This window comes from Paenibacillus melissococcoides, assembly GCA_944800085.1.
GTDB lineage: Bacteria > Bacillota > Bacilli > Paenibacillales > Paenibacillaceae > Paenibacillus_B > Paenibacillus_B melissococcoides.
In genome coordinates, this window is record CALYLO010000005.1 from 465,343 (window position 1) to 491,582 (window position 26,240).

The 26,240-nt window shown below is 51.9% G+C and carries 29 protein-coding genes and 3 pseudogenes; 6 read left to right on the top strand and 26 right to left on the bottom strand.

Features of this window, described 5'->3' with window-relative positions:
- Position 1 precedes the first annotated feature (1 nt).
- The 11 genes from OCY70_RS20020 to metH all read right to left on the bottom strand — a co-directional run bounded on the left by OCY70_RS20020 (position 2) and on the right by metH (position 13,055).
- Positions 2-1,573: a serine/threonine protein kinase gene (locus OCY70_RS20020; protein ID WP_249725375.1), complete on the bottom strand. Its 1,572-nt coding sequence runs from the start codon at positions 1,571-1,573 to the stop codon at positions 2-4.
- A 168-nt stretch (positions 1,574-1,741) separates the two neighbouring features.
- Entirely contained in the window at positions 1,742-2,830 is a 1,089-nt protein-coding gene (locus OCY70_RS20025; RefSeq protein WP_213429378.1) for an SAM-dependent methyltransferase, read from the bottom strand.
- A 96-nt stretch (positions 2,831-2,926) separates the two neighbouring features.
- Positions 2,927-3,691 (bottom strand): ABC transporter ATP-binding protein, encoded by a 765-nt coding sequence (locus OCY70_RS20030; RefSeq protein ID WP_213429377.1) that lies wholly within the window; start codon positions 3,689-3,691, stop codon positions 2,927-2,929.
- Entirely contained in the window at positions 3,688-4,035 is a 348-nt protein-coding gene (locus OCY70_RS20035; protein ID WP_261945119.1) for a thioredoxin family protein, read from the bottom strand. Before OCY70_RS20035 ends, OCY70_RS20030 begins: the two co-directional genes overlap by 4 nt.
- Positions 4,032-4,373: a cyclic-phosphate processing receiver domain-containing protein gene (locus tag OCY70_RS20040; protein WP_213429375.1), complete on the bottom strand. Its 342-nt coding sequence runs from the start codon at positions 4,371-4,373 to the stop codon at positions 4,032-4,034. Before OCY70_RS20040 ends, OCY70_RS20035 begins: the two co-directional genes overlap by 4 nt.
- Before the next feature lie 30 nt (positions 4,374-4,403).
- A complete protein-coding gene (locus tag OCY70_RS20045; protein ID WP_213429374.1) occupies positions 4,404-5,324 on the bottom strand; it encodes a deoxyribonuclease IV in 921 nt (306 codons plus the stop codon).
- A complete protein-coding gene (locus tag OCY70_RS20050) occupies positions 5,314-6,159 on the bottom strand; it encodes a DNA-formamidopyrimidine glycosylase family protein (protein WP_213429373.1) in 846 nt (281 codons plus the stop codon). The genes OCY70_RS20045 and OCY70_RS20050 overlap by 11 nt, the downstream gene beginning before the upstream one ends.
- Before the next feature lie 47 nt (positions 6,160-6,206).
- Positions 6,207-7,037 carry a TIGR01457 family HAD-type hydrolase gene (locus tag OCY70_RS20055; RefSeq protein WP_213429372.1) on the bottom strand — a complete coding sequence of 277 codons (831 nt, stop codon included), beginning with the start codon at positions 7,035-7,037 and terminating at the stop codon, positions 6,207-6,209.
- Between the two features lie 45 nt (positions 7,038-7,082).
- Positions 7,083-8,342, bottom strand: coding sequence for a Gfo/Idh/MocA family protein (locus OCY70_RS20060; RefSeq protein WP_306433954.1), 1,260 nt, complete (start codon positions 8,340-8,342; stop codon positions 7,083-7,085).
- Positions 8,343-8,483: 141 nt separating this feature from the next.
- Complete coding sequence (rnz, locus tag OCY70_RS20065; RefSeq protein WP_213429371.1) at positions 8,484-9,419, bottom strand: ribonuclease Z; 936 nt, start codon at positions 9,417-9,419, stop codon at positions 8,484-8,486.
- A 198-nt stretch (positions 9,420-9,617) separates the two neighbouring features.
- Complete coding sequence (gene metH / locus OCY70_RS20070; RefSeq protein ID WP_261945120.1) at positions 9,618-13,055, bottom strand: methionine synthase; 3,438 nt, start codon at positions 13,053-13,055, stop codon at positions 9,618-9,620.
- A 163-nt stretch (positions 13,056-13,218) separates the two neighbouring features.
- Here metH and OCY70_RS20075 point away from each other — a divergent pair.
- Positions 13,219-13,761, top strand: a pseudogene (locus tag OCY70_RS20075) (cupin domain-containing protein).
- Between the two features lie 51 nt (positions 13,762-13,812).
- Here the strand turns inward: OCY70_RS20075 and OCY70_RS20080 are convergent.
- The 5 genes from OCY70_RS20080 to OCY70_RS20100 all read right to left on the bottom strand — a co-directional run bounded on the left by OCY70_RS20080 (position 13,813) and on the right by OCY70_RS20100 (position 16,707).
- Complete coding sequence (locus tag OCY70_RS20080; RefSeq protein WP_213429369.1) at positions 13,813-14,268, bottom strand: FixH family protein; 456 nt, start codon at positions 14,266-14,268, stop codon at positions 13,813-13,815.
- Between the two features lie 223 nt (positions 14,269-14,491).
- Positions 14,492-15,301 carry an HAD family hydrolase gene (locus OCY70_RS20085; protein WP_213429368.1) on the bottom strand — a complete coding sequence of 270 codons (810 nt, stop codon included), beginning with the start codon at positions 15,299-15,301 and terminating at the stop codon, positions 14,492-14,494.
- Between the two features lie 31 nt (positions 15,302-15,332).
- Complete coding sequence (locus OCY70_RS20090) at positions 15,333-15,917, bottom strand: methyltransferase (RefSeq protein WP_213429367.1); 585 nt, start codon at positions 15,915-15,917, stop codon at positions 15,333-15,335.
- A gap of 30 nt (positions 15,918-15,947) precedes the next feature.
- Complete coding sequence (locus OCY70_RS20095; protein ID WP_213429366.1) at positions 15,948-16,163, bottom strand: DUF896 domain-containing protein; 216 nt, start codon at positions 16,161-16,163, stop codon at positions 15,948-15,950.
- A 163-nt stretch (positions 16,164-16,326) separates the two neighbouring features.
- Complete coding sequence (locus OCY70_RS20100; RefSeq protein ID WP_213429365.1) at positions 16,327-16,707, bottom strand: LysM peptidoglycan-binding domain-containing protein; 381 nt, start codon at positions 16,705-16,707, stop codon at positions 16,327-16,329.
- 251 nt (positions 16,708-16,958) lie between these two features.
- Here OCY70_RS20100 and lexA point away from each other — a divergent pair, with 251 nt between their 5' ends.
- Positions 16,959-17,585, top strand: a complete 627-nt coding sequence (lexA, locus tag OCY70_RS20105) for a transcriptional repressor LexA (protein WP_213429364.1) — start codon at positions 16,959-16,961, stop codon at positions 17,583-17,585.
- A 252-nt stretch (positions 17,586-17,837) separates the two neighbouring features.
- Here lexA and OCY70_RS20110 read toward each other — a convergent pair whose 3' ends face one another.
- The gene (locus OCY70_RS20110) at positions 17,838-17,930 is read right to left on the bottom strand and encodes a YjcZ family sporulation protein (RefSeq protein WP_249725374.1); all 93 of its coding nucleotides are present in this window, start codon (positions 17,928-17,930) and stop codon (positions 17,838-17,840) included.
- Positions 17,931-18,182: 252 nt separating this feature from the next.
- Between OCY70_RS20110 and OCY70_RS20115 the strand changes: the two genes are divergently transcribed.
- A complete protein-coding gene (locus tag OCY70_RS20115; protein ID WP_213429363.1) occupies positions 18,183-18,617 on the top strand; it encodes a DUF1259 domain-containing protein in 435 nt (144 codons plus the stop codon).
- A 348-nt stretch (positions 18,618-18,965) separates the two neighbouring features.
- On the opposite strand, the pseudogene OCY70_RS20120 reads toward OCY70_RS20115, so the two are convergent.
- The 3 genes and pseudogenes from OCY70_RS20120 to OCY70_RS20130 form a co-directional block, all read right to left on the bottom strand.
- Positions 18,966-19,251, bottom strand: a pseudogene (locus OCY70_RS20120) (DUF4183 domain-containing protein).
- Between the two features lie 296 nt (positions 19,252-19,547).
- A pseudogene (locus tag OCY70_RS20125) lies at positions 19,548-19,700 on the bottom strand (glucosaminidase domain-containing protein); the annotation flags it as partial.
- 230 nt (positions 19,701-19,930) lie between these two features.
- Positions 19,931-20,694 (bottom strand): IS5 family transposase gene (locus OCY70_RS20130; RefSeq protein WP_390905288.1). Its coding sequence is split into 2 segments (ribosomal slippage): positions 19,931-20,358 and positions 20,358-20,694, totalling 765 coding nucleotides; the frame shifts between segments, so codons are not numbered across the junction.
- Positions 20,695-20,896: 202 nt separating this feature from the next.
- Between OCY70_RS20130 and OCY70_RS20135 the strand changes: the two genes are divergently transcribed.
- The gene (locus OCY70_RS20135; RefSeq protein WP_261945122.1) at positions 20,897-21,286 is read left to right on the top strand and encodes a hypothetical protein; all 390 of its coding nucleotides are present in this window, start codon (positions 20,897-20,899) and stop codon (positions 21,284-21,286) included.
- Entirely contained in the window at positions 21,273-21,911 is a 639-nt protein-coding gene (locus OCY70_RS20140) for an O-methyltransferase (RefSeq protein WP_213430624.1), read from the top strand. The genes OCY70_RS20135 and OCY70_RS20140 overlap by 14 nt, the downstream gene beginning before the upstream one ends.
- A gap of 578 nt (positions 21,912-22,489) precedes the next feature.
- Here the strand turns inward: OCY70_RS20140 and OCY70_RS20145 are convergent.
- On the bottom strand, positions 22,490-22,945 hold the full coding sequence (locus tag OCY70_RS20145) for a hypothetical protein (protein ID WP_213430623.1): 456 nt from the start codon (positions 22,943-22,945) through the stop codon (positions 22,490-22,492).
- Positions 22,946-23,753: 808 nt separating this feature from the next.
- On the opposite strand from OCY70_RS20145, the gene OCY70_RS20150 reads away from it, so the two are divergent.
- On the top strand, positions 23,754-24,086 hold the full coding sequence (locus OCY70_RS20150) for a hypothetical protein (RefSeq protein WP_213430622.1): 333 nt from the start codon (positions 23,754-23,756) through the stop codon (positions 24,084-24,086).
- 111 nt (positions 24,087-24,197) lie between these two features.
- On the opposite strand, the gene OCY70_RS20155 is transcribed toward OCY70_RS20150, so the two are convergent.
- From OCY70_RS20155 to OCY70_RS20175, 5 genes are all read right to left on the bottom strand, one after another.
- Positions 24,198-24,860, bottom strand: coding sequence for an N-acetylmuramoyl-L-alanine amidase (locus tag OCY70_RS20155; protein ID WP_213430621.1), 663 nt, complete (start codon positions 24,858-24,860; stop codon positions 24,198-24,200).
- The gene (locus OCY70_RS20160; protein WP_213430620.1) at positions 24,860-25,111 is read right to left on the bottom strand and encodes a hypothetical protein; all 252 of its coding nucleotides are present in this window, start codon (positions 25,109-25,111) and stop codon (positions 24,860-24,862) included. The genes OCY70_RS20155 and OCY70_RS20160 overlap by 1 nt, the downstream gene beginning before the upstream one ends.
- Positions 25,112-25,113: 2 nt before the next feature.
- Positions 25,114-25,374 carry a hemolysin XhlA family protein gene (locus tag OCY70_RS20165; protein WP_249725543.1) on the bottom strand — a complete coding sequence of 87 codons (261 nt, stop codon included), beginning with the start codon at positions 25,372-25,374 and terminating at the stop codon, positions 25,114-25,116.
- Positions 25,375-25,452: 78 nt separating this feature from the next.
- A complete protein-coding gene (locus OCY70_RS20170) occupies positions 25,453-25,602 on the bottom strand; it encodes an XkdX family protein (protein ID WP_261945123.1) in 150 nt (49 codons plus the stop codon).
- Positions 25,599-26,237, bottom strand: coding sequence for a hypothetical protein (locus OCY70_RS20175; protein ID WP_213430618.1), 639 nt, complete (start codon positions 26,235-26,237; stop codon positions 25,599-25,601). Before OCY70_RS20175 ends, OCY70_RS20170 begins: the two co-directional genes overlap by 4 nt.
- Between the last annotated feature and the right edge of the window lie 3 nt (positions 26,238-26,240).

A 26,240-nucleotide genomic window follows, 5' to 3' on the forward strand; every position in this document is an offset into this window, starting at 1 on the left:
CTTACACCTCTCCTTTGCCAAGTTTCTTCACCTTCATCCATCGCCCGAGCCGATTCAGCCAGCCCCGGCCGGTTCGCCCCGCCCCTATAAGCTCTTCCGTCCATCGCAGTGCGTCCTCGCTCCACTCGAACGGATTCGGCTGATAAGGCAGCTTCATCACGCCTCTGCACTGCCCGCGAATCCAAGGAGGCCGCCAGACAGGATAGGCATCCGCATGCGCAATGGCCGCGTACCAGTGCGTGCATTGATTGGCCTCTAACCTTCGGACCGCTTCGCGCAGCTCTTCCCGGCGCCAGGGAACCGCGCTGCCGACAAGCACCGGAATCTGGGCCCGTTCGAACTCCTCTGCACGGTATCCCGTCGCGCCCGCACTCATATCAAGCACGACATATTCGTACCGGCCAAGTAAATACGGCAGCAGATTGCTCTGCGTCCAGCGGTAACAGGTCACGCCATGCAGCCGGATTCCTGCGGCAGTATCTCCCGCCGGCTTCCGGCGTATTCGATTGTTCGCCATCGCATCGGGCTCCTCGCCTTCATAATCCGCCTCCAATGCGCGAATGACCGGACCGTCCGCCTCTTCACGAGCATCGACATAGGCCGCCCTGCCCCATTTCCCGGCCGTCAGGTGATACGCGCACATGAGCGCCGCATGCGTCGCTCCTATTCCGGAGGAGGTGCCGCGAAAAGCAATCACGACTCCCGCGCCTAGCCTTCCGGTCCTTCCGGCTGCAGTAAGAGGAGCGTTCGACTCATCCAAAGAAGAGCTGGCGTTCCCCGCGGCGAACGGCCTTAAGACTTCAAGCAGTTCCTGCGCCGACTGATAGCGATGATCGGGATGGGCGGCCAGCAGCTTGACGAGGACCGGAAAGAAGTCCGCCGGAACGTCATCGGCCAAACATTGCGGCGGAAGCGGAACCTCTCCCTTCCAGCGGCCGGCCGACATCATATGGGTCAGCAGAGCGCCTAGCCCGTACAGATCCGTGCGGGCATCGCTCTGCTTGCCGTCGTACTGCTCCGGCGCGGCGAACCCGACCGTGCCCAGCTTCACCGTATCGTCCTCCTTGTCTGCATCGACATTGCGGGCGATTCCGAAATCAATCAGCTTCACTTGGCCCTGCCGGGTCAGCATAATGTTCGACGGCTTCATATCGCGAAACACGATGGGCGGGTGCCGGCTGTGTAAATAAGACAAGGCTTCGCAAATCGGCCCCGCGTACCCGATCGCTTCGGCGAAAGAAATCGGCCGCTCCCGCATTCGTTCTCCCAACGTCGCCCCCTCGATATATTCCATGACGAGATACGCCCTTCCCGACGCGTCGGGCGGATAAAAGTCAACAATGAGAGGGAGATGCGGATGGCGCAAAGCCGTCAGCAGTCTTGCTTCATGCACGAGCCGCTCCATATCCCGGGCCGCGGGCTTAGAAACCTTAATCGCCCACAGCTTCCGGGCGAGCCTCTCGTCTTCCGCCAAATAGACGGAGCTCATTCCTCCTTTTCCAAGCAATCGGACAATGCGGTACCTGCCGTGCAGCAGTTGACCCGGCTGCAGGCCATATCCATGTTCCGGCAATGCAATCCCCCCAAGACAACGCAAAAAAGCACCCTGAAAACGAACCATCGTTCGTAATCAGGGTGCTTCCCTGTGTGCACGCTATGTTTTGATGCTAGTGTATCGAATTTGCGACGGCTTGTCCAGCCTTATTTTGAAAAAGGTCATGCCGCCGAAAAATTAATATCGTTAAGATTTCATCATATAAAGCGTTATCTCGTCCCGATTGTGGAACAACTGCTTCGCCCCGATGATTTGGGCATGCTCGGCATACATCGCAGTCACATCGCGTATCGTCTGCAGCGGCTTTTTGTGCATCAATTTTACGGTGACGAGAATCGTTCCTCCCGCAATCACCCCGTCCAGCAATCGGATAACCATCTCCGCCGTCGCTTTGGGGCTCCAGCTCATATCGCAGACGAGCAGATCGAACTCGTTCGGCTCCACCGGGACATCCGCAGCATTCCGCTTCACATATGTCAGCCGCGGATGACCCAGCAAGCTAGGATGCATATTGGCCGGGTCAATCGCGGTAACATGCACACCCCGCTCCAGCAAGAGGCTTGTCCAGCCTCCCGGCGCGGCGCCGACATCCAGCGCATGCCGATAAGCCGAGTAATCGAGGCCGAATGTCCGTTCCGCTTCCAGCAGCTTGAACTTGGCGCGGGAGATTTGCCCTTCCTCCCTCTGGAACCGCATCGCTCCGCCCGGCCAGTCAGAACCCGCTTCCCCGGGAGTCATCATGCCGGCATAGATTGCCTCCTCGCCAATCACGATGGAAACGATAACGTCCGGTTCGGCCAGCACCGCCTCTCCTCCAAGCCGTTCGATTAGAGAGAGGAACGCTTCCCGGACCGCCTTGTCTTCCTCTGTACGAGCGCCGCCAGACCGAATATGGACAGCGACCCGCGTGCCGCCGCCGGCTTGGAGACCGGTGCATGCGCTCAACCGCTCCAGCCACGAGGCGCACATCGCCTCCAGTTGTTGCGCCGGACCGCTCGTCAGCCCCTCTGCGCGCTTGACCGCCAGGTGCACCGGCTGAATATGCCGGCCGAAGATCGGCGGCTCCTGCTGCCAGCGTTCCATCGCTTCAGCGGAACCGGCTGGAAGCTCCATCAAGGCCATTTCGCCGGGAACGAGCATGCGGCTCTTCAACTGGCCGAAGCTTCTGCGCAGCTCCTCCTGCGCATACGAGATATAACCGTGATTGGAGGTGACAATCCAATGGGATGACGGTGTATAATGTGACTCCAGAATCAATTCTTGTACGGATTCCACGTGGGCAAACCTCCAGCTTTGTTGCGAATCAATCGCGTTATTCGAACATCATTTCAGGGTATATCATTTCAAAATGACGTGGCTCGCGGCACCCGTTCAAGGCACCCGTATCCATGGGCGATCATTCGTCCAGTCTACCTGGACGCCCATATCGAAGGTCTCCGAGAGCAGCTCCGGAGTCATCACCTCGCGCTTCGGTCCTGATGCAATCATCCGCCCCTCATGCAGCAGCGCGACATGCGTGAATAACGGGATAATTTCCTCCGAATGATGCGTCACATAGACAATCCCGAGATCGCGCCCCGAGAGCAGCGCCATATCTTGAAGCAGCTTCTCCCGCTCATAAATGTCGAGGCCCGAGCAAGGCTCATCCATAATAAGCAGTTCGGGATCGCCCATCAGCGCGCGGGCAAGCATAATCTTCTTGCGCTCCCCTTGCGAGCAGACGGCAAGCAGCTGATCCGCCAGACGGCCGAGCTGAAATTCCTCCAGCAATTGATGAGCCCGGTCCTTCACTTCGTTCGGAATCTCCTGGTAAAAGCGCAGCCAAGCAAAGGCGCCGGTCGCCACCACTTCCCACACCGGGTCGCGCAGCGTTAATTTCTCGACGAGCGATTGGCTGATATAGCCGATCCGCTGTCTGACTTCTCTCACGTCGCACTGACCATATGTATGACCGAGCACGCGGACGGTTCCGCTTGAAGGAAATTGGTAGGCGGTTATCAGTTCAAGCAGCGTCGTCTTCCCGGATCCGTTCCGTCCGAGAAGAACCCAGTGCTCGCCCGGGTTGACGCTCCAGTTGACGTCATTTAAAATGGTTCGCTCTTCTCTCTGGAACCTGATTTGTTCTAGCTGTATCACAGCAATCCCCCGCCTTTCAATCGTTCAAACATATACGTTACCGAATGAAATGCATATATTTTCTCGGGCCGGTTCTCCCGTTCCGGCGCCTCATCTCCCCATAGCAGAAGGCAAGGGACGCTCTCGATGCGATGCGCCTGCACCAGCTCGGCAGCTTCCAGCACATTGACCGAACCGATGGCGAGCTGCGGATACGACTGCTCCAATAGAGCCAGCATCCATTCAGCAAGCCGGCACGTCCCGCAAAAGGGGCTGTATACATAGAGGGCATGCGGTCTTCCCGCAGCCGCGGCCGGACGACCTGGCATAAATGCCTGCAGTTCTTGACCGCGAAGCGGCTTCACTGCTTCTCCATCCTAACCCGCTCCAGCGTATCCCAGCCCATGGGCCCGTTATGAAGCTTCACGGAGTCCGGCTTATGCTTATAGAGCTGCTGGTACATCCGTTGTCTCCCTTCCGGGCACGAAGTATGGAGATAGATTTCCTCCTCCGGATAGAGCCCGCGGCGCACCATTTCCAACACAAGCTCCGTTCCTGTCGGCTCGTCCGGCCCCAGATCATGATCCAGCGATAAAATACCGACCCGCTCCTCTTCCAGAAGCAGCAGACATTCCTCCATATTCCGCGCCAGCACGAATCCGTCCGGACAGCGCCGCCAGTCGTCCAGGTAGACATGAATCATCGCATTCCCTCTTTCCCTTCACCTAATAAATCATTTCTTGTCGGCCCGAACTGCCTCCTTCAGCCTGTTCCACTCGGGTACATGTCCGTATTGGCTACTTCCCGGCGTCTCCAAAATGAGCGGCTTGCCGCGGATCCCTTCAGCCATGGCCAATCGGGCCAACTCCTCAATGCCGATATGCCCGTCTCCCAGATTGGCGTGCCGATCCTGGCGCGAAGCATAGGCTTCTCTTGAATCGTTCAAATGAATGACCTGCATATGCCGCCAATAACCGAGCTCATGCCCCTTGGCGACCAATTCATCGGTCTTGGACGGATCCCATAAGCCGCTGACGAACGCATGGCATGTATCGAAGCAATAGCCGATTTTATCCGAATACCGGCTTAACTGTCTGATCTGGACAAGCTCCTCCAGCGTCACTCCAAGGCCGCCATGGCTGCCCGCCTGATTCTCCAGCAGTAGCAGGGCTCGTCCGTTCCAGACGGCAAGCACCGTGTCAATCGTGCGAATAATATTCCCGTAGGTGCGCAGCAAAAGCTGATCCCCGCCGTCCTTGCCTTTGAACATGCCGAAATGGACGACGGCTCCGATTGAGCCGCAAGCTTCCGCGATCATCAAATCATTCAACAGCGATTGAACCGTCGCTTGGAAACGCTCTGGCGTCTGCTCGGCATCCACCGCCAAATTCGTCGGATACGGCGTATGAACGACCGTGCGAATCCCGTGCCGTTCACATAGCTCCCGAGCCGCCTCCGCCTCGTCCTCGTAACCTTGCTTGACGGACAAGCCCCTCGGGTTCTTGCTGAAATATTGATAACAGCCAAGGCCGAACGCCTCCTGCAATCGTACGGCGTCACGCGCAGCATGGCTGTAGCCGCCCCGCAGCGATAAATGACAACCGTATTGCAGCGCGAAGCTGCCCTCTCCCCTCCCCGGGAGATTAGGATTCATCCGCTGGCGGCAGCGGCTGGCACTGCGGACAGTAATAAGCAGGCTTCCGTTGGATCAGCATTTCTTCAATCGGCGTGCCGCAGCGCGGGCAAGGCTCCCCTGTCTTGCCGGCGATTCCCCATTCGAGTGAAGCTCCGCTGCCGTCAGCTGCCGCTTCGCTCCTATCCTGCCGCTCGATCGCTTCCTGAAGCACATGAATCATGGATAGATACAACCGGTCAAGCTCTCCTTCCTTCAACTGATCAACCCGCACAGACGGGCGAAGTCCGGCAGCAAACGCGATGTTATCCGCATACCGGCTGTCAATTCCGGCTAGCAGAGCGGGATTCATCAAGGCCGCCTTCAAAGTCGACCGCCGCTTCGCGAACCGTTGGCGGAACCGCTCCGCCGTCAAGTGGCGGGACAACGGGTCAGGCCCCTGCTCCCGCTGCTGTTGATCCAGCTCCTTCGCCGACAGCAGCAAGAGCTGAAGCGACCGCGACTTGTGCACGGTCACAGTCATGCTATCCACACGCAGCGAAAATGCCGACTTGCTGGCGCTTGCGGCCGCTTGCGGTTCATCTTCCTCCGAACCGGCTTCGAGCCTGTCAATATGAAGCTCATCCTCCTGACCCAACCGCAGTACCAGACGCTGGCCATTATCCAGATGAAAAATAAGATCTGTTCCTCTTCGTTCCACAAATAAAATTTGTCGGCCAAGAGCCAAATCGTGAATACGTTCCATTTCCACGTTCAGCCCGGCTGGACGCTGCATATCCAATCTGCGGATCCGCTGGCCTACCGTATCCTGATCCAGCCGTTTCCGGTAACCTTCGATCTCGGGAATTCCCGGCATCGAGCATCTTCCTTCCTATGTCTATAAATTAATGGCGTTAATAGCGCTTATTCGTTATTATGCGCTTGTTCCAGGAACCACTGACGCATTTCCTCCAGCGTCTCGCATATGATATCGGGATTGACTCCCGAGCGCTTCTGATAATCCATGCGGTTGGCCGCCGTCGTAATGCCTGTCAAGACAAGCGCCGTTCGGCAGCCCGCCTGCTGGCCCGCCATCATGTCAGTCATCATATTATCGCCGATGACGATGGCTTCCTCCGCGCGGCAGCCCAGCCGTTCCAGAGCGGCGTCCATAATGATGCGGCTCGGTTTGCCGATCACGACGGGTTCAACCCCCGAGGCCGCCTGGATCGCAGCCCCGATCGAGCCGGCTCCAGGGGAGAATCCCCGGTCGGAAGGAAGCATCAGATCCGGATTCGTCAGAATCGAGAGCGCCCCCTTGCGGACTGCTGCTGCAGCCGCTTCCAGCTTCGCATAGCTCAAGCTCCGGTCAATTCCCTGGACGACGATATCGACCTCTTCATTCCATACGGCCTCCTCATCGTCCGTCCATTGAACGCCGGCATCCGTCAACGCTTGCTCCAGGCCTCTTTCCCCGATCATAAAGACGCGGCGGCCCGGAAATTTTTTCAAAATATACGATGCAGCAGCTTGCGCCGACGTGAGCACATCCTGACTTTTCGCATGGATTCCGAGCCCGTTCAGCATATCCGCGACTTCCTCCGGCGTGCGCGATGAGTTATTTGTCACGAACTGATACGGAATTTGGAGCTGCTGCAATGTCAAGATCAGCGCATCCGCGCCTTCAATCATCGTCGAACCGTGATACATCGTTCCATCCAGATCGATGCATGCATACCAATTTGTCTTCATCATGATGCTTCCCCATTCCTTTCTGCCGCATGCCGTAAGCAGACACGGCTAGGCCTGCCGCTCCCGGTCGGTGCGGATGACATGATCCACCCACTGCTCCACCGCATTGCCGTCCGCCAAGGTCGGAACGATATCCGACCAGCGTTCATCCCCGGACAATCGCAAAATGAAATGATGAAGCGCCGCAAAGTGGCTGTCCTGAAAGACGCCCATCGTCGCCTTTTCGTCCGGAAGCAGGTACAGGCTGTCCGGTTCAGGGAGCGCAGGCTGTTGTCCGGTCAATAAGTGCAGGGACGGCATCTTATCCCGTTCCAGGTCGCATGTGATGCTTCCCTTCGTACCGACGATGTCGATCCGGAACGCATCAGCGCCATAAGCAATCCGGGACACTTCCACCATGCCGTGGATACCGCTCTCTGTCTTATAGGTCATGACGGCCCAATCATCGACATGGACAGGGACGCGCTCTTCCGAGCCGGCCGTCTTCGGCCGCTCCGGCACAAACGTATGTACATGGCCATCCACCCTCGCGAAATCGCCGAACCAGTGCCGGATCAGATCAAGCGCGTGCACGCCGATATCCGTAATAGCTCCTCCGCCGGACAGCGAGTCGCTCAGCCTCCAGCTGAAAGGCCTCGATTCGCTCAAATATCCGGAGCGCAGATAAGCGATTTTGCATTGCAGGACATCGCCGACAATTCCCGCTTCCAGCCAGGCCCGGATGCGCATGACAGCCGGATGATAACGAAAGACAAAGGCGAGCTGCTGCGGGTGTTGTGCAGGTATCTCCTCTACCAATTGTTTCGTCGCCTGCGCATTGTCCGTTACCGGCTTCTCGCAATATACAGCCTGCCGGTAGGCAACGGCGGTTCTGACCTGCTCCGCGTGCAGCGCATTCGGCGTACAGATGCTTACCGCATCGGAACCCTCGATCTGAACCGCCTCTTCCAACGAATTCGTAATATGGGCAAATCCGATGCGCCGTGCCTGATCGCCCACTTCCTCGGGCCGTCTCGTGACCAACGCGTGGAGAGACAGCTCCACAGGCAGCGGCTTCACAATCGGCAGCGTTCTCAGTGCGATCATATGGGTTTTGGCAATCGTGCCGAACCCGACTATAGAGAAACCAAGCTTCTGCATGGAGGATTCCACCTTTCCTTCTTCCCGGCCTTCGCTGACGACAGCTTGCGGGGAAATACTCAACTTTGATCCATTGTAAAGAACCGCCACTCCGCTTGCAAGGCCGGATCTTAGAATGATCCGTCCATTTTCGACGGAACGCCGCGTCGAGTGGCGTCGAATTCCCATCCCTTTCCCTCGTACCGCCTCGGAAGACGCATCCTTTGTCAACTTGTGCGCTTTCCCGGAAAATAATCGGCCCGCTTGGCCGGCTTCCGCCGTCCGGTTGGCGACCCGGACACGAGCTTGCCAACGGGTAGTTGCTCCAGGCTATTGCTCCGTTTCCATCGCCAGCGGTATAGCGAGCAGGTCGTCGGCGAGCACAGTGGAGGAAAAGATAGCCCTCGCCTCAGCCAGCAAACGGGCCAGCGTTTCCTCCTCTTTATAGCGCGAGCTGAAGTGGGTGAGCACCAGCTTGCCAGCGCCGGCCTTCAGGGCGATGGCGGCTGCATCCGCGGCAGTGCTGTGGCCGTACTCATGCGCATTGCTGCGTTTATCCTCCATGAACGTAGCTTCATGAACAAGGACATCCGCCCCTTCCGCCAACCGTACCGCGTTCTCGCATGGCCGCGTATCGCCTAATATCGCGATCGCTTTCCCCGGTATCGGTTCTCCCGCGACAGCCGCTGCGGCAATGCAACGCCCGTCTGGCAGCATGACATCCTCCCCGCGCTTCAGCTTCCCGTAGACCGGACCGGGTTCGATGCCCATCCGCTCGAGCACCTCGATGCGCAGCTTGCCCGGGCGGGCAAGCTCCTGAATCCGATAGCCATAGGAAGGCACACGGTGATCCAGCGGCAGCGCGGTGACGCGGAAGCTGTCATCGGACCAGATCTCGCCCGGCTCGATCTCCTGGATTTGCAGCTCATAGGGCAAATGAGTATCACTCACTCGAAACGCGGTCTCCATAAACTCGCTCAGCCCTGCCGGCCCGAACACGGTCAACGGATCCACACCGCCTTGATACGCTCTGCTGGACAACAGCCCCGGCAGCCCGAACAAATGATCTCCATGCAAATGCGTTATAAAGATGAATTCGCACTTGCCCAGCTTCAATGGAGAACGCAGAACTTGATGCTGCGTCCCTTCTCCGCAATCGAACATCCAGAACGTTCCCCGTTCTTCTTGCAAGCGCAGCACGAGGCTGCTTACATTGCGCCGGGTAGTCGGCATGCCGGCCCCGGTGCCGAGAAAATAAAGATCCATAGCCCTGTCTCCCCCTTTACTTAATGATATAAAATAATTTCGGTTACTGATAGTGCATTCGTAGTAAGCTATACCCAACTGCGCTTCGTTCGATTCTGCCCTTGCTCCCACAAAAACAAAACCTCCGCACCTGCCAATAGAGGAAGCGGTGCGGAGGCGCGGAGTTGTTATTTTGGATCTATTATTCTGACAGCCTTGTTAGGCCTTATCCACATTGAAGTATGTTGCTTGCGGATGAGCGAACACCATCGCGGTAACAGAGGCTTCCGGCTCCATCATGAAGCCTTCCGTCAAGTGTACGCCAATATCCTCCGGCTGCATAAGGCGGAACAGCGGCTCCTGATCCTCCAAGTTCGGACAGGCCGGGTAACCGAACGACACCCGAATGCCCTGGTATCTGGCGCCGAACCGTTCCTTCATCGTCATCTCGGCGGGATCAGGGATCCCCCACACTTCCCGCATCATATGATGAATCCGCTCAGCCAGACCTTCCGCCAGCTCCAGCGCTACCGACTGCAGCGCGTGTGAACGCAAATACTCTCCCTGCTGCTTGAATTCATCTGAACGCTCGCGGACTCCTTTCCCGGCCGTTACGACCAGGAAGCCGACGTAATCCATAACGCCGCTCTCCTTCGAGCGCAGGAAATCGGCCAGACACATAAAAGGCTCGACCTGCTGCCGCGGGAACGTGAAGGTATGCAGCACTTCATCCTGCCGCTCCGGATTATAGATATGAATGGAGTCCCCTTCCGACTGGGCCGAGAAGAAACGGTACATCGCGTTCGCCTGCAGCACGCCGCTCTCCGCTTCCTCATGCAAAATCCGGTCCACGGTCTCCTTCAGTTCGACCGTCTTCGGATCGCGCTCCTTCAAGCGCTGCTCGACAGACCCGCGCATGCCGAGATGATGCCCGAGCAGCATCTGCATATTGACGTACGGAATGACTTGCGGCACAGGAATGCTGCGCAGCACGTGACGATCCAAATCTGGAGGAAGATGGACCGGCGCTTCCTTGATCGCCGAGCGGACCGCACGGGTCAGCTTCGGCAGCTTCTGCTCCACTTCCTCTTCCTTCGCCAGCCGCTCCTTATGCGCGCGCAGCTCGTCTACGAGGAGCTGCCGTTCTTCGGCATTCATCAGCTTGTTCGCCAGATCCAGCCCTTCCATCGCATCCTTCGCATAGAGGACTAGGCCGTCATATTCCGGAATAATCCGGGTTTTCGTAAATTTGCGCGTCAGCGCCGCCCCGCCAACCATGATCGGCACATCGATCCCGGCGCTCCGCAGATCTTGCGCGGTCACCACCATTTGTTGGGCCGATTTGACGAGCAGGCCGGACAGGCCGATCGCATCCGGCTTTTCTTTACGGTATGCTTCAATCAACTGTTCGGGCGGAACCTTGATCCCGAGATTAATAATTTCATAGCCGTTGTTAGACAGAATGATTTCAACCAAGTTTTTCCCGATATCATGGACGTCGCCCTTTACGGTAGCGAGTAAAATTTTCCCTTTGACCGCCGATTCGTTCTTCTCCATATGCGGCTCAAGGAAAGCAACGGACGCCTTCATCACCTCGGCGCTTTGCAGCACCTCGGCAACGATCAGCTCATTGTTGTTGAACAGGCGGCCTACCTCTTCCATTCCTTTCATCAGCGGACCGTTAATAATGTCAAGCGGCGGATATTTCTCCAGAGCGAGCGTCAGATCCGGAATAAGTCCTTCCTTCGTGCCCTCCACTATATATGAAGCAAGCCGTTCCTCCAATGGAAGATCGTTCGTCTTCACCTTTTTCTCTACCGTACGGTTGCGGAACGCCGCCACGAACTCGGCAAGCGTCTCATCATTCGTGTCGTAGAGAAGGGCTTCGGACAGCTTCCGCTCATGGTCCGGTATGGAGGCATATCGCTCCAGCTTTTCTGTATTGACAATCGCATAGTCGAGCCCCGCCTTGGTGCATTCATACAGAAAGACCGAGTTCAACACTTCCCGGCCGGCTTCCGGCAAGCCGAACGATATATTGCTGATGCCGAGTATCGACTGGCAGCGCGGCAGCGCCTCTTTGATGAGGCGGATGCCTTCGATCGTTTCCTTCGCCGAGCCGATATATTGCTCATCCCCGGTTCCGACCGGGAATACCAGCGGATCGAAAATGATATTTTCCGGCTCGATGCCGAAGTCATTGACGAGAATGTCATAGGATCGATTCGCGACCGCCAGCTTATCCTCCCGGGTAATCGCCTGCCCGCGCTCATCGATCGTACCGACCACGAGCGATGCCCCATAACGGTGCACTAACGGAACGACGCTCTCGAATTTTTCCAGTCCGTCCTCCAGGTTGACCGAGTTAATAATCGCCTTGCCTTGCGTATATTTTAATGCGAGCTCCAACACTTCCGGATCCGTCGTGTCAATGACGAGCGGGACTTTGACCATCTTTACCACTTCCTGCAAAAATACGCGCATATATTCCGCTTCATCCCGATCCGGGTCCTGGAGACACACATCGATGACATGAGCTCCGTTCTTCACTTGGGCACGCGCTATCTCTGCCGCTTCTTCGATCTTGCCTTCCCGGATTAAGCGCTTGAATTTGCGCGAACCCAGCACGTTCGTCCGTTCGCCGACCATGTACGGACGGCTCTCATTCTCGATGTAGACCGTCTCGATCCCGGATACGGCCGGCGGATGGCTTCCGGCTTGCCGCCGAGGCTCATATTTATCCAATTCTTCTTTGAGCACTCGAATATGCTCCGGCGTCGTCCCGCAGCAGCCGCCAGCTATATTCAACCAGCCCTGCTCGGCGAAGGTGGCGATTTTGCGAGCGAGCGATTCCGGGGATTCATGATAATGTCCGTTCTCGTCAGGCAGCCCCGCATTCGGGTAACAGCTAATCGCCGCCCGGCTAATCGCGGCAAGCGAACGCAAATGATCGCGCATGAATTCCGGCCCGGTCGCGCAGTTCAAGCCGATCGACACCGGATTCAAATGCTCAAGGGATATATAGAAGGATTCAATATTTTGGCCGGCAAGGGTCGTTCCCATCGGCTCGATCGTGCCCGAAATCATTAACGGCAGCTTCTGCCCCGTCGTCTCCATTGCGCGTTGAATGGCAACCGAACCAGCCTTCACGTTCAATGTGTCTTGAGACGTCTCCAGCAGCAGCGCGTCGACACCCGCTTCAATAAGCGCCAGCGCCTGTTCGTAATAGCTGTCTACCAATTGATCGAAGGTCACCCCACCCGTCACCGACAGCGTTTTTGTCGTAGGGCCCATCGCTCCGGCCACATAGCGCGGCCATTCTGGCGTACTGAACTTCTTCGCTGCCTCTACCGCCAGCTTCGCGGCTGCGAGATTTAATTCCCGGGCCCGTTCTTGGAGATCGTACTCCGCGAGCACAATGCTGGTGGCGCCGAAGGTGTTCGTCTCCAGAATATCTGCCCCGGCTTCAAGGTATTGTTCGTGTATTCGTGAGATGACGTCGGGACGAGTCAATACGAGCATTTCGTTGCACCCGTCCAAATGTTCGCCTCCGAAATCTTCCGGCGATAAATCCGCCTGCTGAATCATCGTCCCCATCGCACCGTCGAGAATGAGAATGCGTTCTTGAAGTCGTTCTTCTAATGTTGGTTTCTTCATCCTTCTGCCCACCCTCTGTCAAACGTTTAGAACCTAGTTTATCAGAAGTGCATCGTTTAGGAAAGACTTGTGATCTTGTCACTCGCTAGGCTCTTGCCCATTCATTTCCTGTGTACTATAATACAATCACAATAATTCTGATTATGAAAGTAGGGATTGGCGTATGGCAGAGATTCGGATCCGAAACACGAATGAAAAAATTACAGGAGAAGAAAATGTTCGTAATTTCCTGGAGGGGCAAGGCGTGCTGTATGAGCAGTGGAATCCGAACAAATTATACGCCTCCCTGCAAGACAAATTTGTGCTGACGGATGACGAGAAGCAGGCGATTCTTGATACCTTCGATGAGGAGATCCGTGACTAGGCAGCGCGCAGAGGGTGTCGGACTTGGGATATTATCGCGCTATCCGACGCGACGCCGAATATCGAAGAGCTGTTGAAAAAATTCGAGCAAGTTCATACCCATACCGAAGATGAAGTTAGAGCGATAACCGCCGGCAATGGGATCTTTGTGATTAAAGGATCCGATGATGTCGGCTATATGGATGTCATTCTGTCGGCCGGCGATGTCATCTCCGTTCCGGAGAACAAGCCGCACTATTTTACCTTAATGGACAACCGCAAAATCGTAGCTGTTCGCTTGTTCATCGAGACCGAAGGCTGGATCGCCCATCCGTATGCGGATTCGTCTTTCCAACAGGCGTAACGGTGGAATAAATACGCAAAAAGCCCTGTCGCCATGACAGGGCTTCCTGCTTTATGATTTGACTTCGAATTGCTTCTTCGGCATTGAATGCATATCGCGTGCCGTTACATGGGAGATCACATTGTAGGCGCCCGCTTTGTCAAACGTATGCTCGAATTGATATGTACCATCCTGCGTGAAGGATCCCTCGGCCCGCTCGTGCTGCTCTTCCCCTTCCAGCCAATATTCGAACTCCACTGTGTCCGCATCATCCACCGCCTGGTCGTTCTGCGTAACGCGAGCGGTTATCGTAACAGGCTCATTTACTTTCACTTCCGCGGGAACCTGCAGGTCTACTTTAATCAAGTCTGGTACCGCCCCATCTTGCCCGTGCTCTGCGTGCCCGCCATGATCGCCCGATCCATTGTGGCCCGCATGCTCGCCGCCATTGCTATTGCCATTTCCGCAGCCTGCAGCGAAAATAAGCATCATGCAAAGCGACAGCGCCAACATTAACTTCTTCATCATGCCCATTCACTCCTTAGCGATTTCCAACCTCTCTATGCATTCATTATAAACAACAATACTCCGCAAGATATGACTCGATCGGGCTAGATCCTGAACGGTTATGTGACGGTTATGTGACATTCATCACACCAGCGCCGGCTCAAGCCATTGCCGTGGCCGCAGTGTTTAACCCCATCAAGCAAGAAAGCCCGCCCTTCAGGCAGACTTTCCTTCATTTATGGGCTTATTTTAGCGCCGCTTGATTTATTGCTTCAATCACGCCGGTCAGTTCCATCAAGTTGGTTATTTGGTGTTCGGGCCGGATATGGCCGGTCAATGTCACGCCCTTGCGATTAATCCAGGCATGATGCATCCCGACATTCTGGGCCCCTAATATATCTGTAGTCAGCTTGTCCCCAACCATTAAACCTTCATCAGGTCCGATGCCTAACAAGGACATCGCATGGCGGAACAGGCTTGACGCAGGCTTCCCTTCCGGATGATAACCGGAGATGACGATATGATCGAAGAACGGAATGATATCCGGGATGCCATCAAGCTTCTCCTGCTGCAAATCCGGAGCCCCGTTCGTCAACAGGAGCAACTGATAATGAGGCTTCAACGTTCGCAAAATATCATACGTCTCCTCATATACGTAAGAACGCGCCCGCCGTTCGCGCATGAAGCGCTCCGCGAGCTCTGCTCCCAACGACTCCTCCTCGCAACCCGACTGACGAAGACCGGTCGTCCAGGAGGCGGTACGGTAAGCCGGCGCCAGCTGCTGGAGGCTGCGGAATTGCTCATGCTCTCCCCCGGTAAAGCGCCCCCACAATGCCTCGAACGGATTGATGCCAATGTTGGTCGTGAAGGCGTAGGTTTCATAGCTTTCATATAAAGATCTTGCAGCGTTCCGCACTTCCGTCTCCAATTGTTCCGCATTAACCCCCGCTTTCGCGTGTGCATATTGGCACACGGCGGCAAAGGCTTCCTCCACACACCGCTCATCCCACAGGAGCGTGTCATCCAGATCGAATAATACGGCACGAATGGCCATTGCGTCTCCCCCTTGTCTCACTCCGGCAAAACTACTTCTTCGGCTTCACGAAGACGACTTTGTCCGACTGCTCCGTCTCATTGGACTTGCCGTTCTTGTCTGTTTTCGAATTCTCTTCGTACGTTATGCGATTCTGAGCAGCGAACTGCTGCAGCCGCGCATGCATCGCTTCGATATCATAGCGGTTCATCATGCGTGAAAATACCCAGTTCGAGCCTTTGCCGTTCTTTTCAATCACGATGAAGCCCGGCTGATACGTTATTTTCTTGATGTCTTCCACTTTGAGCGTACGCAGCCGATTCCATTTTGTCGTGCTTAGTTCGTCTTTCGTGACCCGTAAAAAAGGCCGCCGCAAAAACAGCATCAATGCCAATGCCAGATAACAAATAACAGTTATCCAGTATAGCGTCGGGGACGGCAGGTTCGTGCCGACACTGCCAAGCAGCGCATAAATGATCGTGAACCCGGTCAATATCAAAGGAAGAATAAAATTCCGGCCCTTGAATTCATCGAACGAAACCGTATGGGAAGTAATCCCCGGCTTGCCCTGCTTTTTGCGTTGCTTGTTCAACTGAGCGCTGTTGCGCCGTACTTGACGTTCCCAACTACGCGACATTCCATCCAGACCTCCTGTATGCTGAACACTCTAATGAGTATTGCTTCCCGATTGATTGTTCTGTCCGCCCTCTTCGTCTTCCACATAGCGAATGCTGTCCAACTTGTTGCGTACCTGCTGCCGGAACAATACAAGGTATTGCTCTCTTAGCGCGGCCCGTTCCGCAAGTTCCTCCGAGTTGAGCCCTACGCTCTTATGCTTGCGGGCCAGCTCATTGATGCGTGCGATTAATTTATCCATATTCATCTTGTACCCTCCATACACTGGTGCATATCTTCTACTTTGACATGCTGCATCAGCCTTGTCAAGCAAACTGACATCCAGAGAATACAAGAAGCAGCGCGTTCGCTCTCAACGGAGAGATAAGCGCTGCTATGAGAAAAGGATCCCGGCCTAAGCGGGAATATCGTCAAGAAAATATTGGCACGACAATGACGATGCCGGATTGCAGCGTATGTCCTCTTAATTCATTCAATTGAATAATCTTGTGTATGTACTCTCGGGTATCCATTCCGTTCGGTTTGTATACCGTCGCGATCTCCCACAGGCTATCCCCAGGCTGAACAAGTACGCGCTCCGTAACTACAGAAGGCTGCTCGGATACCGTGTCGTCGTCCCCCCATGCTTGTACGATCCCCGCACACAAAAGGAACAGCAGGCCGAAGAGCAAAATCGCTCGAATCAATTTCCTTCTATTATAACACTTCTGCTTTACTGGTTGATGCATCGTTGATCTTGCTTCCGTTCGATATGCATAATTCCGTCTCGGGTTATATACCATGTGGCTCATGTTCGATCACTCCCCAAACACTTGTTCTATTCTTGTTGCCAATAATGTAACACGAACATACGTTCAGGTCAACACTTTTTGAGGAACGTGCGTTCTCTTTTTTTTGTTCCCAAAATCCCAATAAGTGACGTTTACCGAAAGAAAAACGAAAAAACCGCATTAAATCAAGGATTTTTTAGAACTTACGTTTGTGCGAACGGAGGTTCTATGGTATAATTTTGACAAAAGAGCATTCATTGGAGTTGATATCTTTGTCTAAAATATCAAGTCGACAACAAGCGATCCTTGATTTTATACGTGATGAAGTCCGCACCAAGGGCTATCCTCCTTCCGTGAGAGAGATCGGGGAAGCTGTCGGCCTCGCATCGAGTTCAACGGTGCACGGTCACCTGGACCGGCTGGAGAAGAAAGGCTTTATCCGCCGGGACCCGACGAAGCCAAGAGCAATCGAGCTGCTTAGCGAACAGTCGGATCGCCATTCGGAGTTCAGCCACGCCGTAGCGCGCGTTCCCGTCATCGGGAAGGTAACGGCCGGCGAACCGATTACGGCGACAGAGAACATCGAAGATTATTTCCCTCTTCCGTTGCATATGGTGGGAGATGATGACAACATCTTCATGCTATCCGTTGTCGGCGACAGCATGATTGAAGCCGGTATACATAACGGAGACTACGTTATCGTCCGCCAACAGCAGACCGCGAACAACGGCGATATTGTCGTGGCCATGACCGAGGAGAACGAGGCAACGGTGAAAACCTTCTACAAGGAACGCGATCATATCCGCCTTCAGCCGGAGAATCCGACTTTTGAGCCGATCCGGTTGAAGCATGTGACGATCTTGGGCAAAGTGATTGGGTTGTTCCGTGATTTTCATTAATACTCGCAGTCTATGGGAACAAATGTGGAGAAGCCGCTTTGAATACAGCATTTCTGTATTCGGAAGCGGCTTTTTGACGTGTCCGGGCCACATCGCGTGATTAATTCCGGGGCCGATGTGGTAAGTTACGGTACATGGTTAGCTTTTATTGGGATTTATACATATAAAAAAACAGCCCTGCTCGCTAAACAGGGCTTCGAACAAAGTCGTTCTTAAAAACGCTAACGGGGAAGGCTAACCCAACAGGAGCAATTAATAAATAAATGCGCGGGAAACGATGACAAGCAGAATAAACAACACCAAAATTACACCCGTCGAGGTCCAGAGTCCTCCAACTCCACTCATTTGAGTTACCTCCTTTCTCTTGGTACTCCCATGATATTAGAATTACGGACGGCTTGACTTGGCTATCACCTAAAAGTACACAATTTGGGCGTTTTGCGAACGGCGCGCTTCCTTGCGTCTGCCTATAGGGCCAACTTACCTTAAAGCATGATAAGCCCGATCTGCGCTTTACTTTTTCCCTATGCTAGTGCCGTGGCGGCAATGGGAATCCGTCATAAGGTATTAGTGTAAATCACTATAAGGAGGTTAACGATGGCAGCTACCCCGAGTCCGCTATGCCGCCAATTCGCTCAAATCTTAGGCGCTCAAGCCCAGGTCATTAATGGAGTATGCACTGCTTCGAGAGTAAGGAACAACATTAAACCGACGATCCTTGGCAGGAGATCCAGGTCATTTTTGACGATTCCTCAAGCCTTTTCCTTTGAAAGCGTGTCGAGGAACGGCAAGGCACTCTGCCTTGGTGAAACTGTTATTCTTACGGGGGAGATAAACCCGTTCATTTCGAGGCTCCGTCAAAGTGGAATTAAAGTAACCGCTCTTCACAACCACTGGCTATTTACGAATCCAAACTTGTGGTATATCCATTTTGAAAAAATCGAACAGCCGTTGGTGTTTGCCAGAAATGTAAGAAACGCTTTGGGCGTGCTGACGACAAGACAAGTTAGGCCAGTTATTCGAAAAAAATAACATGACTTTCTGGTCATTTGCCCCGCAGCTTTAGCACAGTCACATTGTAAAATCTCTCATATAGTAAATCTAGGAAGGAGGTGGCTTGGATGAGACATCATCGTAAAGCAATCACTGTTATTCTTAAACCGGGTCAGAAAGTTTTGGTAGTGTGCAAAAAACACAGAAGAAGACACTGCTGGTAAGTACCGAGTGGAGCACGAAGCCTTGGCTTTGGTGCTCCATTTCCTTTCCTGAGCCGGAAACCTGCCCCTCAGCTCTCACAACCTGCTCAGGTTTGCCCGCAAGAAAAAAAAGCCTCGGAGTAATCCGGGGCTTTGATTTTGTCGAGATGCCGGATCGAAGAAATTAAGTTACTACAAACTCAACAAGGACTGGCGTTGCAGGGTCAAGCGTATCGCCATCCGGAATCATTATCGTTGTTACGGTGACGGTTGACGAATTTCCCATATGAGCTATGCCGTGGATATATAGATTGTAATACGCAAAAGAGGCTGGAAAATGCCGTGGCTGCTGCCCCGGCATCATTCGAAAATGCAGTGGCCGCAATCGCAAACGTTGCACCTGCTCCGGTCCCGGCACCGATAGTAGCATTGAATCTCCGGCTTGCCAGAAACGGTTTAATAATTGCCATTTACTCCCCCCTAATTCAAGATAATATATCTAATGTCAACTCCCCATGAAACGTACTTTGTAGGGGACATTAGACTAGTCAGACTTCATAATCGTATTTTTCAAGTACTCATTGAATTCGGAATATTCATCTTCTGTAATACTCCTTGGATAACTCATGATGACCAGGTCATGGGGCAAATGCTGTTTTCGATACGCAGGATGTTTATGTTCGTAATGGTTTTCTTGAAAGCCAAGTGCGCTCAATTGAGCGACTTAGAATTATTTAAATAGCGACTTAAATAGATTACTAGTATTGTACAGGTTATTAGCCCGAAGCGCTAAACCGCTGCTCCCCCATCCACTTTCAAGAGCCGCTTGTGCAATCGTAAGCGAAGCTGGCACTCCGGTCCGTTTCATGTCTTCAACGGCTGCCGGTGCGATCTTCGCAATGAAATCAGTTTGCTTCATGGTGCTTGTCCCCTGTTCTTGATTCGAGTAAGTTCGAAACATAATCTCCCGGTTCAGTATGTGCTCCATTTCCAAAGAAAGGCACGGTATTGGCCCCACTCTTATAGTTCAGATGTGAGCCGCTGTTTCCGGCTCGTTTTGCTTTTTCTGCCGCATCATGCCCCCTCAATAGCATGTAATGAAGGCAGCGGAAGAAAATACCTTGCGTCCCTAGGGCGTGTATGCAAACCTTAAGCCAACCAGATCATGGAAGAGGCCAGCTTTAAGAAGGCAACAAAAGTACAGGCCAATTTATCGTACCGAGTTGCCAGCCGACGATTATGTTTGAGTTTGTTGAACAGGCATTCGACCAGATGACGCTCTTTATACAACCACCAGTCGGTTGTACGTTGGATCGTGCGATTCTTCTTACTGGGAATGACGGAATGGGCCAGTTTCTCTTCCAAAAGCGCAATGATTTTATCGGTATCGTATCCGCGATCCGCCAAAACATGTTTACCTTGTATGTCTTGGGTTTGCAGGATCTCATAACCCGTTACACAATCATTGATGTTGCCTGCGGTTACTTCGAAGCGTAGCGGATTGCCAAGGCCGTCTACAACGGCATGAATCTTGCTGGTTAATCCTCCGCGTGATCGTCCGATGGCTTGGAATTGCTGCCCCCTTTTGCCCCCGCGCCGTGTTGGTGAACACGAACGATGGAAGCATCGAGCATAACACTTTCGTCATCGGGATTGGCAGCCAGAACGTCTAGCATTCGATCAAAGATGCCTGCTTTCTCCCAGCGGCGGAAACGACTGTAGACACTGCTCCAGGAGCCATAATGCTCTGGCAAGTCTCGCCAAGGCGCACCAGAACGAATCACCCAAAGCATGGCATTGAACATTTTTCGGTTATCGATTGCCGGACGTCCACCCTGTGGTTTCCGTTCCGGTGGCAAGAGGTCTTTGAGTCGTTCCCATTGGTCATCTCGTATATCATATCGTCTTCTCATAGGATAAGTTTACCAGATATTTGGCTATTTCGATAGTTTGCGTACACGCCCTAGTTAAGCACTGGAAAATACGTAGATACTTTTATGGAGTGTTAAAATCTTTTGTTTTCCTGGGATCTATATTGACACATTGTATACGTTTGTATACAATTCATAACAAAGCAATATGTATTCAAATGTATACAAGTGGAGGGTTTTTATAATGAGAAATGAAATATTTAAGGATTTTAAGAAAGAGAGACATCATCATGGTGAACGTTATAAAGGAAAAGATAGTTCACACCAACGAGGTCCAAAAACCTTTCGTCGAGGTAGAGCAATTGCTTTTTTAGAAATGTTGAATCTTAAGCGCTCCACCATTAAACAACAGTTAGATCAACCAGAGTTTGAATCGATCCATCAAATTCTAGTCGGTGAATTAAAAGCCCTCGATATGGTAATCAACGAATTTATTCAATTATTTGAAATACACATAAGTGAAGCCATGGATACGCCCAAGATAAAGGATGAAGAAACCGAAATTTCTGTCTCGGAAAGCAAAGATTCTAAAGCTAATGATGAGAAAGGAAGCGAATCTGATGAAACAAATTAACAGTTATATCGATTCCGTATTTTATAACCAGGATGCACTTTTGGAGGAAGTTATTGCATCCATACAGGAAAACGGAATGCCCTCCATATCGGTATCTCCTTCCTCTGGAAAATTCCTAACGATGCTTGTTTCCATTTCAGGGGCTAAAAATGTGCTGGAAATAGGAGCTCTGGGAGGCTATAGCGGGATATGCCTTGCCAGGGGATTCGGTACAGAAGGAAAATTAACTTCCCTTGAGTTAGAAGAGAGTTACGCAAACTTAGCATACAGCAATCTTTCTCGAGCTGGCTTTGGCAATCAAGTAACCTATGTTACCGGACCGGCTTTGCAAAGTCTTGAAAAATTAGTTGCGGAAAATAAGCGATATGACTTTTTCTTTATTGATGCTGACAAACAAAATTATGAAAATTACCTGAACTATTGCATAAAACTGGCTGAATCGGGCGCTTTAATCGTCGCTGATAACGTACTGGCAGGCGACAGTGTAGCGGATCAGGGAGCTAAACCGAAGCGATATACTGAACTAATGAGAAAATTCAATGAAACCGTGGCCAATCATCCACAATTAGAATCACTGCTAATTCCAATAGGTGATGGAATGACCGTTTCAAAAGTTAAGAAATAAAAGGATACCGGATAAATTATATATCATACCGCCGAAGTCCAAAACGAAGGGAATTGTTAAGTCTTTCAGAAGAGCCGCAGCTTAGGCCAAGGTCTTGGAAAATTAATATAAGTTCCAACTGATGAACCTGTGTTTGACCTTTCACACCGTTTCAAGGTTTTGTGGGTAATTAAAATTGTTTAACACCAACATAGCCTCGGATCACTCCGAGGCTTTGACATTTCTCTCGCCTGCCCTTTCAATGCTTTGGCGTCAAGTTTAAGGTGATTTTCTCTTCCCCCTTACTTGCATCAAAGTTTAACATCTCGCTCGCTTTTTCCATCTCCAGGAACGTTTTTGCGATCACACTTCGCAAACCTACCGCCTTGCTTAACCCATCGCCATATTCCATTATATGGAGCCTATATTTTCCATTCTATTGGCTCAACCCTATAATGCTTCCAGTTGTCGTCGACTGTTTTTTGGCTCTGCCACGAAACCAAATACGAAAGAACATTTAAAGAAAGGTGAAAGACAAAAAGAGCCGTGGTAGTTCTTTCATCAACGGCTCTTTATCGTTGTAACTATTTTTTCTGTTTTTATACAATTCTTTTAAACTTCAGAGTGTAGTTTCGGCCGTAATCATTATAACCATGTGAAGACACTCTCACGTATGCCTTCTGACCATTTGAAATCGAGTACCAAATGTCTTTCTGGATCCTATCATCATTGTAATCTATAACCTGAAGAATTCTCCCATTTTGGTCTGTGTGAATTAGTTGAAGATCATAAATAACTCCTGGCTCAGCCTTCATACTTATATGGAACCCCATTGCATCTTGATCACCATTCGTATAATCAATCAAGTAATAATCAGAATCTCTGATGTTGTCAATTGGCAGGGTAAATTGATCTTCATATGAGTACCCCCATCTATAAAGCGTTACAGCTTCTTCATAGGTGTCACCAAAACCAGTTTTTGCAAAAACAGAAGGTGATGCTACTACCATCAAGGCCGTTACCAGAAATGCAACAAAGATCTTTCTTGCTTTCATAGTGTTTCTCCCTTTCTTTGGTATAGTAGAGATAATCATCCCTCTGTCAAATACACTACCTTATCAGGGTATATTTGTAAATAAATTAATGGAATTTTTTGTGCAATAGCAAGCGAAACTCCTGTCTTCATCATATCTTCCATGTCCGTCTTCACGATCTTTAAAATGAAAGTAGCGCCGATATGAAGTATGTCCAGGAGCGGCTTGGTCACGGAAGTATTCAAATTACATGGGACGTGTACGCCCACGTATCCAAAAAACTTGAGGCTACGAACATGGACAAGTTTGAGAATCACCTCAAAAACATTCTCGAATAAAAGTGTGGGTGTTTTGTGAGTGCTCCACTCCCCAACCTTCCCCGCATCATTTCACCCACAAATTATAAATCCCCAGAAGCCTTACGGCTCTAGGGATTAATGAATTAATATAAGGTCATATATTGATCGCGTTCCCACTGATGAACCTGTGTGCGGTTTAAGTTTTGACTTATCACACTGTTGCACGGCATTTTAAAAAACCTGTAGTAACGGGCTTTGCGTAATCGGGGGCGTCATATAATATCATATGATTTCATCATTTTGGGGGCATTTTGGGGGCACTCTTGGGGGCATTTTGTTGGTAATAACTACAGTATAAAAATGCCCTGGCGTAATGCCGGGGCTCATCTTTTTGCGAATGATCGACAACCAAGAACCATTCTTGTGGTATTTATGTAAAATTGTTGTAATTATAAAAATGTATGGTATATTAGTTTTAGAGCATCATCATTGTTACAGTCACCTATAATTTTTTTTAGGAGGCATGTATCATGACGAAAAAGATTTTTGCTTTAACCCTTGCTTCTGTGATGTTACTTTCTTCGCAAGTCGCTATGGCGGCACCATCAGCTGCTAGTAATGCTCTGAATAAGGCACAACAACATTCTGCTATGGCATCAAGTGATATTGAGGTTAATGTTTATTTAAAAGTGGGTGAGGGGAGACAACTAGCTGGAACTGGTTTTTGGGTAGGTTATAACTCTACTATAATTGACTTGAGCAGCACGGGGTATTTAATTGCACTCAAACCCGGATCATCTACTGTAGTCGCATATGATCCGAATGGAAACAGAATACTTTACTATGTTACAATTACTCGTTAATTTTTAATAGTTCGACAGAAAAAAGAGCCGGAGGGATGCTTTGATATGAAGTGCTCCCATCACGGCTCTTTTCGTTTGCACCGGTGCTTCCGGATTTGATTCCAGTATAATCTATTTCCCCATCTGCTTCAACAGCCGATCAGCGATTACCGCCATCTCTGCCCGAGTAATCGGCTCGTTCGGCGCGAATCCCGTGTTACGGCCATTCATAATCCCCGCATCCATAACACGCCGAATCGATGCTTCCGCCCAATGGCCGACATAATCCTGCTGCTTTGGTTTTTCCATTGCTTGTACCTCCTTCTCAATCATTTTTACAAATTCGGACCACCTCGGCAGTATCTGGCTTGGACATGCCTTCCCGCTCCAATGCCGGTGCGGAACAACACGGCTGACCGCTATTCCATACCGCTTGCAGAGCAGAGCGACCAGTTGCGCCGCCCGCTGCCATGCCTTCGGTTCGTCCATGCCCTGGTACATACAGACCTCAATGCCGATCGATGTCGTGTTGCCGGGACCGTTGCCGTCGCCCGCGTGCCAGCCCTGCTCATCATCTCGCAGGTGCTGGTAGACCTCACGGTCGTCTACCGTATAATGCCAGCTCTTTTGAGCCCCGGCGCTCCCGTTCAAAATATAACGGCTATGCGCTTCGGCTGTAGCTCCTGGGGCCGGATTGTCCGTATTGTGAACAGTAATATATTGCGGCTTCATCGGGCGGCTTGGCTTGTTGGGCCGGCCGTCGGGCAGCAGCCGCTGTTTAATCTCGATTGTCATTATTCTTCATCTCTTTTCTGAAACGAATTTTTTAGTCCGGAATGAATACCGATTGCGCCGGCTGCTTCAATTAGCGCCAGTTTGCCAGCTTCGAGTAAATCTCCATTAAACAAAAAAGCGTTCAACAGATTGAACGCCACGGCAAAGATTACGATCACAAACGGGATATATTTATTTGGGAACCATTCTTCATTTTTGAGAAAGCCGCCCATAGCCATAGCCAGGGCGATAACGAATCCAATTTCAATCATGCTCAGTTCCTGCCTTCCATAGTAAATTTAATGACTGCCAGAACGACAGCGCCGATCACGGTTGTCCCAAGCCAGAAAATTGTTTTATCGATTTTGTTAAGTCGGTGATGTGCTGCCTTTGTTGATTCATTAGCTTGATACGCTACCTTCTTCGCATCCTCCGCCGTATCTCTGACATCTGTGACTGAATCTAATTTTGTTTCCACACGAACCATCCGTTCCCGGATATCCGTTAACATACGTGTCTGTTCGTCCACTGCCATGCCCCCCCCCCTTTGCAAACAAATAGCCCCCACGCTGCCGTGAGGGCATAAAAACAGCGCCATGCTTTGAGCAGGCGCTTACTCTTTTACCGGAAATTCCCGACCTGTGATTTTCTCATACTCTTCCGGCGTGATTTCTCCGAATCGGTTGGCCTCCGTCTTCACGGCTGCGCATAGTCCCTCTGCGTCGATCCATTTACAATCAAAAGCAAGTTTCCAGAAATTCATTCCGTTTGCCCTCCTTTAAATTCAATAATTTCAAGTTTAGCATTCGTCAATTCCGCACCCAGGCTGTCGATAGTCTGCTTTTTCTGCATGCTGTCCAGCCGCGATTGGGTCAACATTCTGCCAAGGTCATCAATGACGCTCTGCTGCTGGATATTCCTGATTTTCATTTGCGTCAATTCTTGGCCCAGCGCGTCGGTCTGTGACGGCTGCGGATCCGGATTCAGCGCTTCGATTTCCTCGTCCGTGAGGCCGTTCCGCCAGAAGCTCGCCCCATCTATGGACTTCGGCGGCTCCGGCCGGGGATCGTCGCTCTCCGGGTCATGCTCGGCCAGCGCGGCCAAGTATTCGACGTAGGCCGCCTCATAAGCCTCCTGTGCTGCCCTGTAGCCCTCGACATCGAATATAGGCTGATACAGTCCATCGGGCATTGGCACGGCTACCGTGTAGCCCACGAGTACCGTTTCCGGTTCGTCTGGCTGCTCGTCGTCGTGCTGTACCGGTTCCGGCTGCGGGAGTGTTCCGGGTTCGTCCGGCTCGAGCGCTTCCCGCCGATCAAAAACGCCCGTCACGGAGTCCGCAACGAGCGTCGGTTCGATGTAGCGACCGGAGATGTCGGTTATGATTACTTCTTTCATGTC

Bases quoted from the DNA above. Each gene is read 5' to 3' on its own strand.
- OCY70_RS20040 (WP_213429375.1), bottom strand. From the start codon at position 4,373: ATGATTCATGTCTACCTGGACGACTGGCGGCGCTGTCCGGACGGATTC.
- OCY70_RS20045 (WP_213429374.1), bottom strand. From the start codon at position 5,324: ATGAATCCTAATCTCCCGGGGAGGGGAGAGGGCAGCTTCGCGCTGCAA.
- OCY70_RS20050 (WP_213429373.1), bottom strand. From the start codon at position 6,159: ATGCCGGGAATTCCCGAGATCGAAGGTTACCGGAAACGGCTGGATCAG.
- OCY70_RS20055 (WP_213429372.1), bottom strand. From the start codon at position 7,037: ATGATGAAGACAAATTGGTATGCATGCATCGATCTGGATGGAACGATG.
- OCY70_RS20060 (WP_306433954.1), bottom strand. From the start codon at position 8,342: ATGGGAATTCGACGCCACTCGACGCGGCGTTCCGTCGAAAATGGACGG.
- rnz (WP_213429371.1), bottom strand. From the start codon at position 9,419: ATGGATCTTTATTTTCTCGGCACCGGGGCCGGCATGCCGACTACCCGG.
- metH (WP_261945120.1), bottom strand. From the start codon at position 13,055: ATGAAGAAACCAACATTAGAAGAACGACTTCAAGAACGCATTCTCATT.
- OCY70_RS20080 (WP_213429369.1), bottom strand. From the start codon at position 14,268: ATGATGAAGAAGTTAATGTTGGCGCTGTCGCTTTGCATGATGCTTATT.
- OCY70_RS20085 (WP_213429368.1), bottom strand. From the start codon at position 15,301: ATGGCCATTCGTGCCGTATTATTCGATCTGGATGACACGCTCCTGTGG.
- OCY70_RS20090 (WP_213429367.1), bottom strand. From the start codon at position 15,917: ATGTCGCGTAGTTGGGAACGTCAAGTACGGCGCAACAGCGCTCAGTTG.
- OCY70_RS20095 (WP_213429366.1), bottom strand. From the start codon at position 16,163: ATGAATATGGATAAATTAATCGCACGCATCAATGAGCTGGCCCGCAAG.
- OCY70_RS20100 (WP_213429365.1), bottom strand. From the start codon at position 16,707: ATGAGCCACATGGTATATAACCCGAGACGGAATTATGCATATCGAACG.
- OCY70_RS20110 (WP_249725374.1), bottom strand. From the start codon at position 17,930: ATGAGTGGAGTTGGAGGACTCTGGACCTCGACGGGTGTAATTTTGGTG.
- OCY70_RS20115 (WP_213429363.1), top strand. From the start codon at position 18,183: ATGGCAGCTACCCCGAGTCCGCTATGCCGCCAATTCGCTCAAATCTTA.
- OCY70_RS20135 (WP_261945122.1), top strand. From the start codon at position 20,897: ATGAGAAATGAAATATTTAAGGATTTTAAGAAAGAGAGACATCATCAT.
- OCY70_RS20140 (WP_213430624.1), top strand. From the start codon at position 21,273: ATGAAACAAATTAACAGTTATATCGATTCCGTATTTTATAACCAGGAT.
- OCY70_RS20145 (WP_213430623.1), bottom strand. From the start codon at position 22,945: ATGAAAGCAAGAAAGATCTTTGTTGCATTTCTGGTAACGGCCTTGATG.
- OCY70_RS20150 (WP_213430622.1), top strand. From the start codon at position 23,754: ATGACGAAAAAGATTTTTGCTTTAACCCTTGCTTCTGTGATGTTACTT.
- OCY70_RS20155 (WP_213430621.1), bottom strand. From the start codon at position 24,860: ATGACAATCGAGATTAAACAGCGGCTGCTGCCCGACGGCCGGCCCAAC.
- OCY70_RS20160 (WP_213430620.1), bottom strand. From the start codon at position 25,111: ATGATTGAAATTGGATTCGTTATCGCCCTGGCTATGGCTATGGGCGGC.
- OCY70_RS20165 (WP_249725543.1), bottom strand. From the start codon at position 25,374: ATGGCAGTGGACGAACAGACACGTATGTTAACGGATATCCGGGAACGG.
- OCY70_RS20170 (WP_261945123.1), bottom strand. From the start codon at position 25,602: ATGAATTTCTGGAAACTTGCTTTTGATTGTAAATGGATCGACGCAGAG.
- OCY70_RS20175 (WP_213430618.1), bottom strand. From the start codon at position 26,237: ATGAAAGAAGTAATCATAACCGACATCTCCGGTCGCTACATCGAACCG.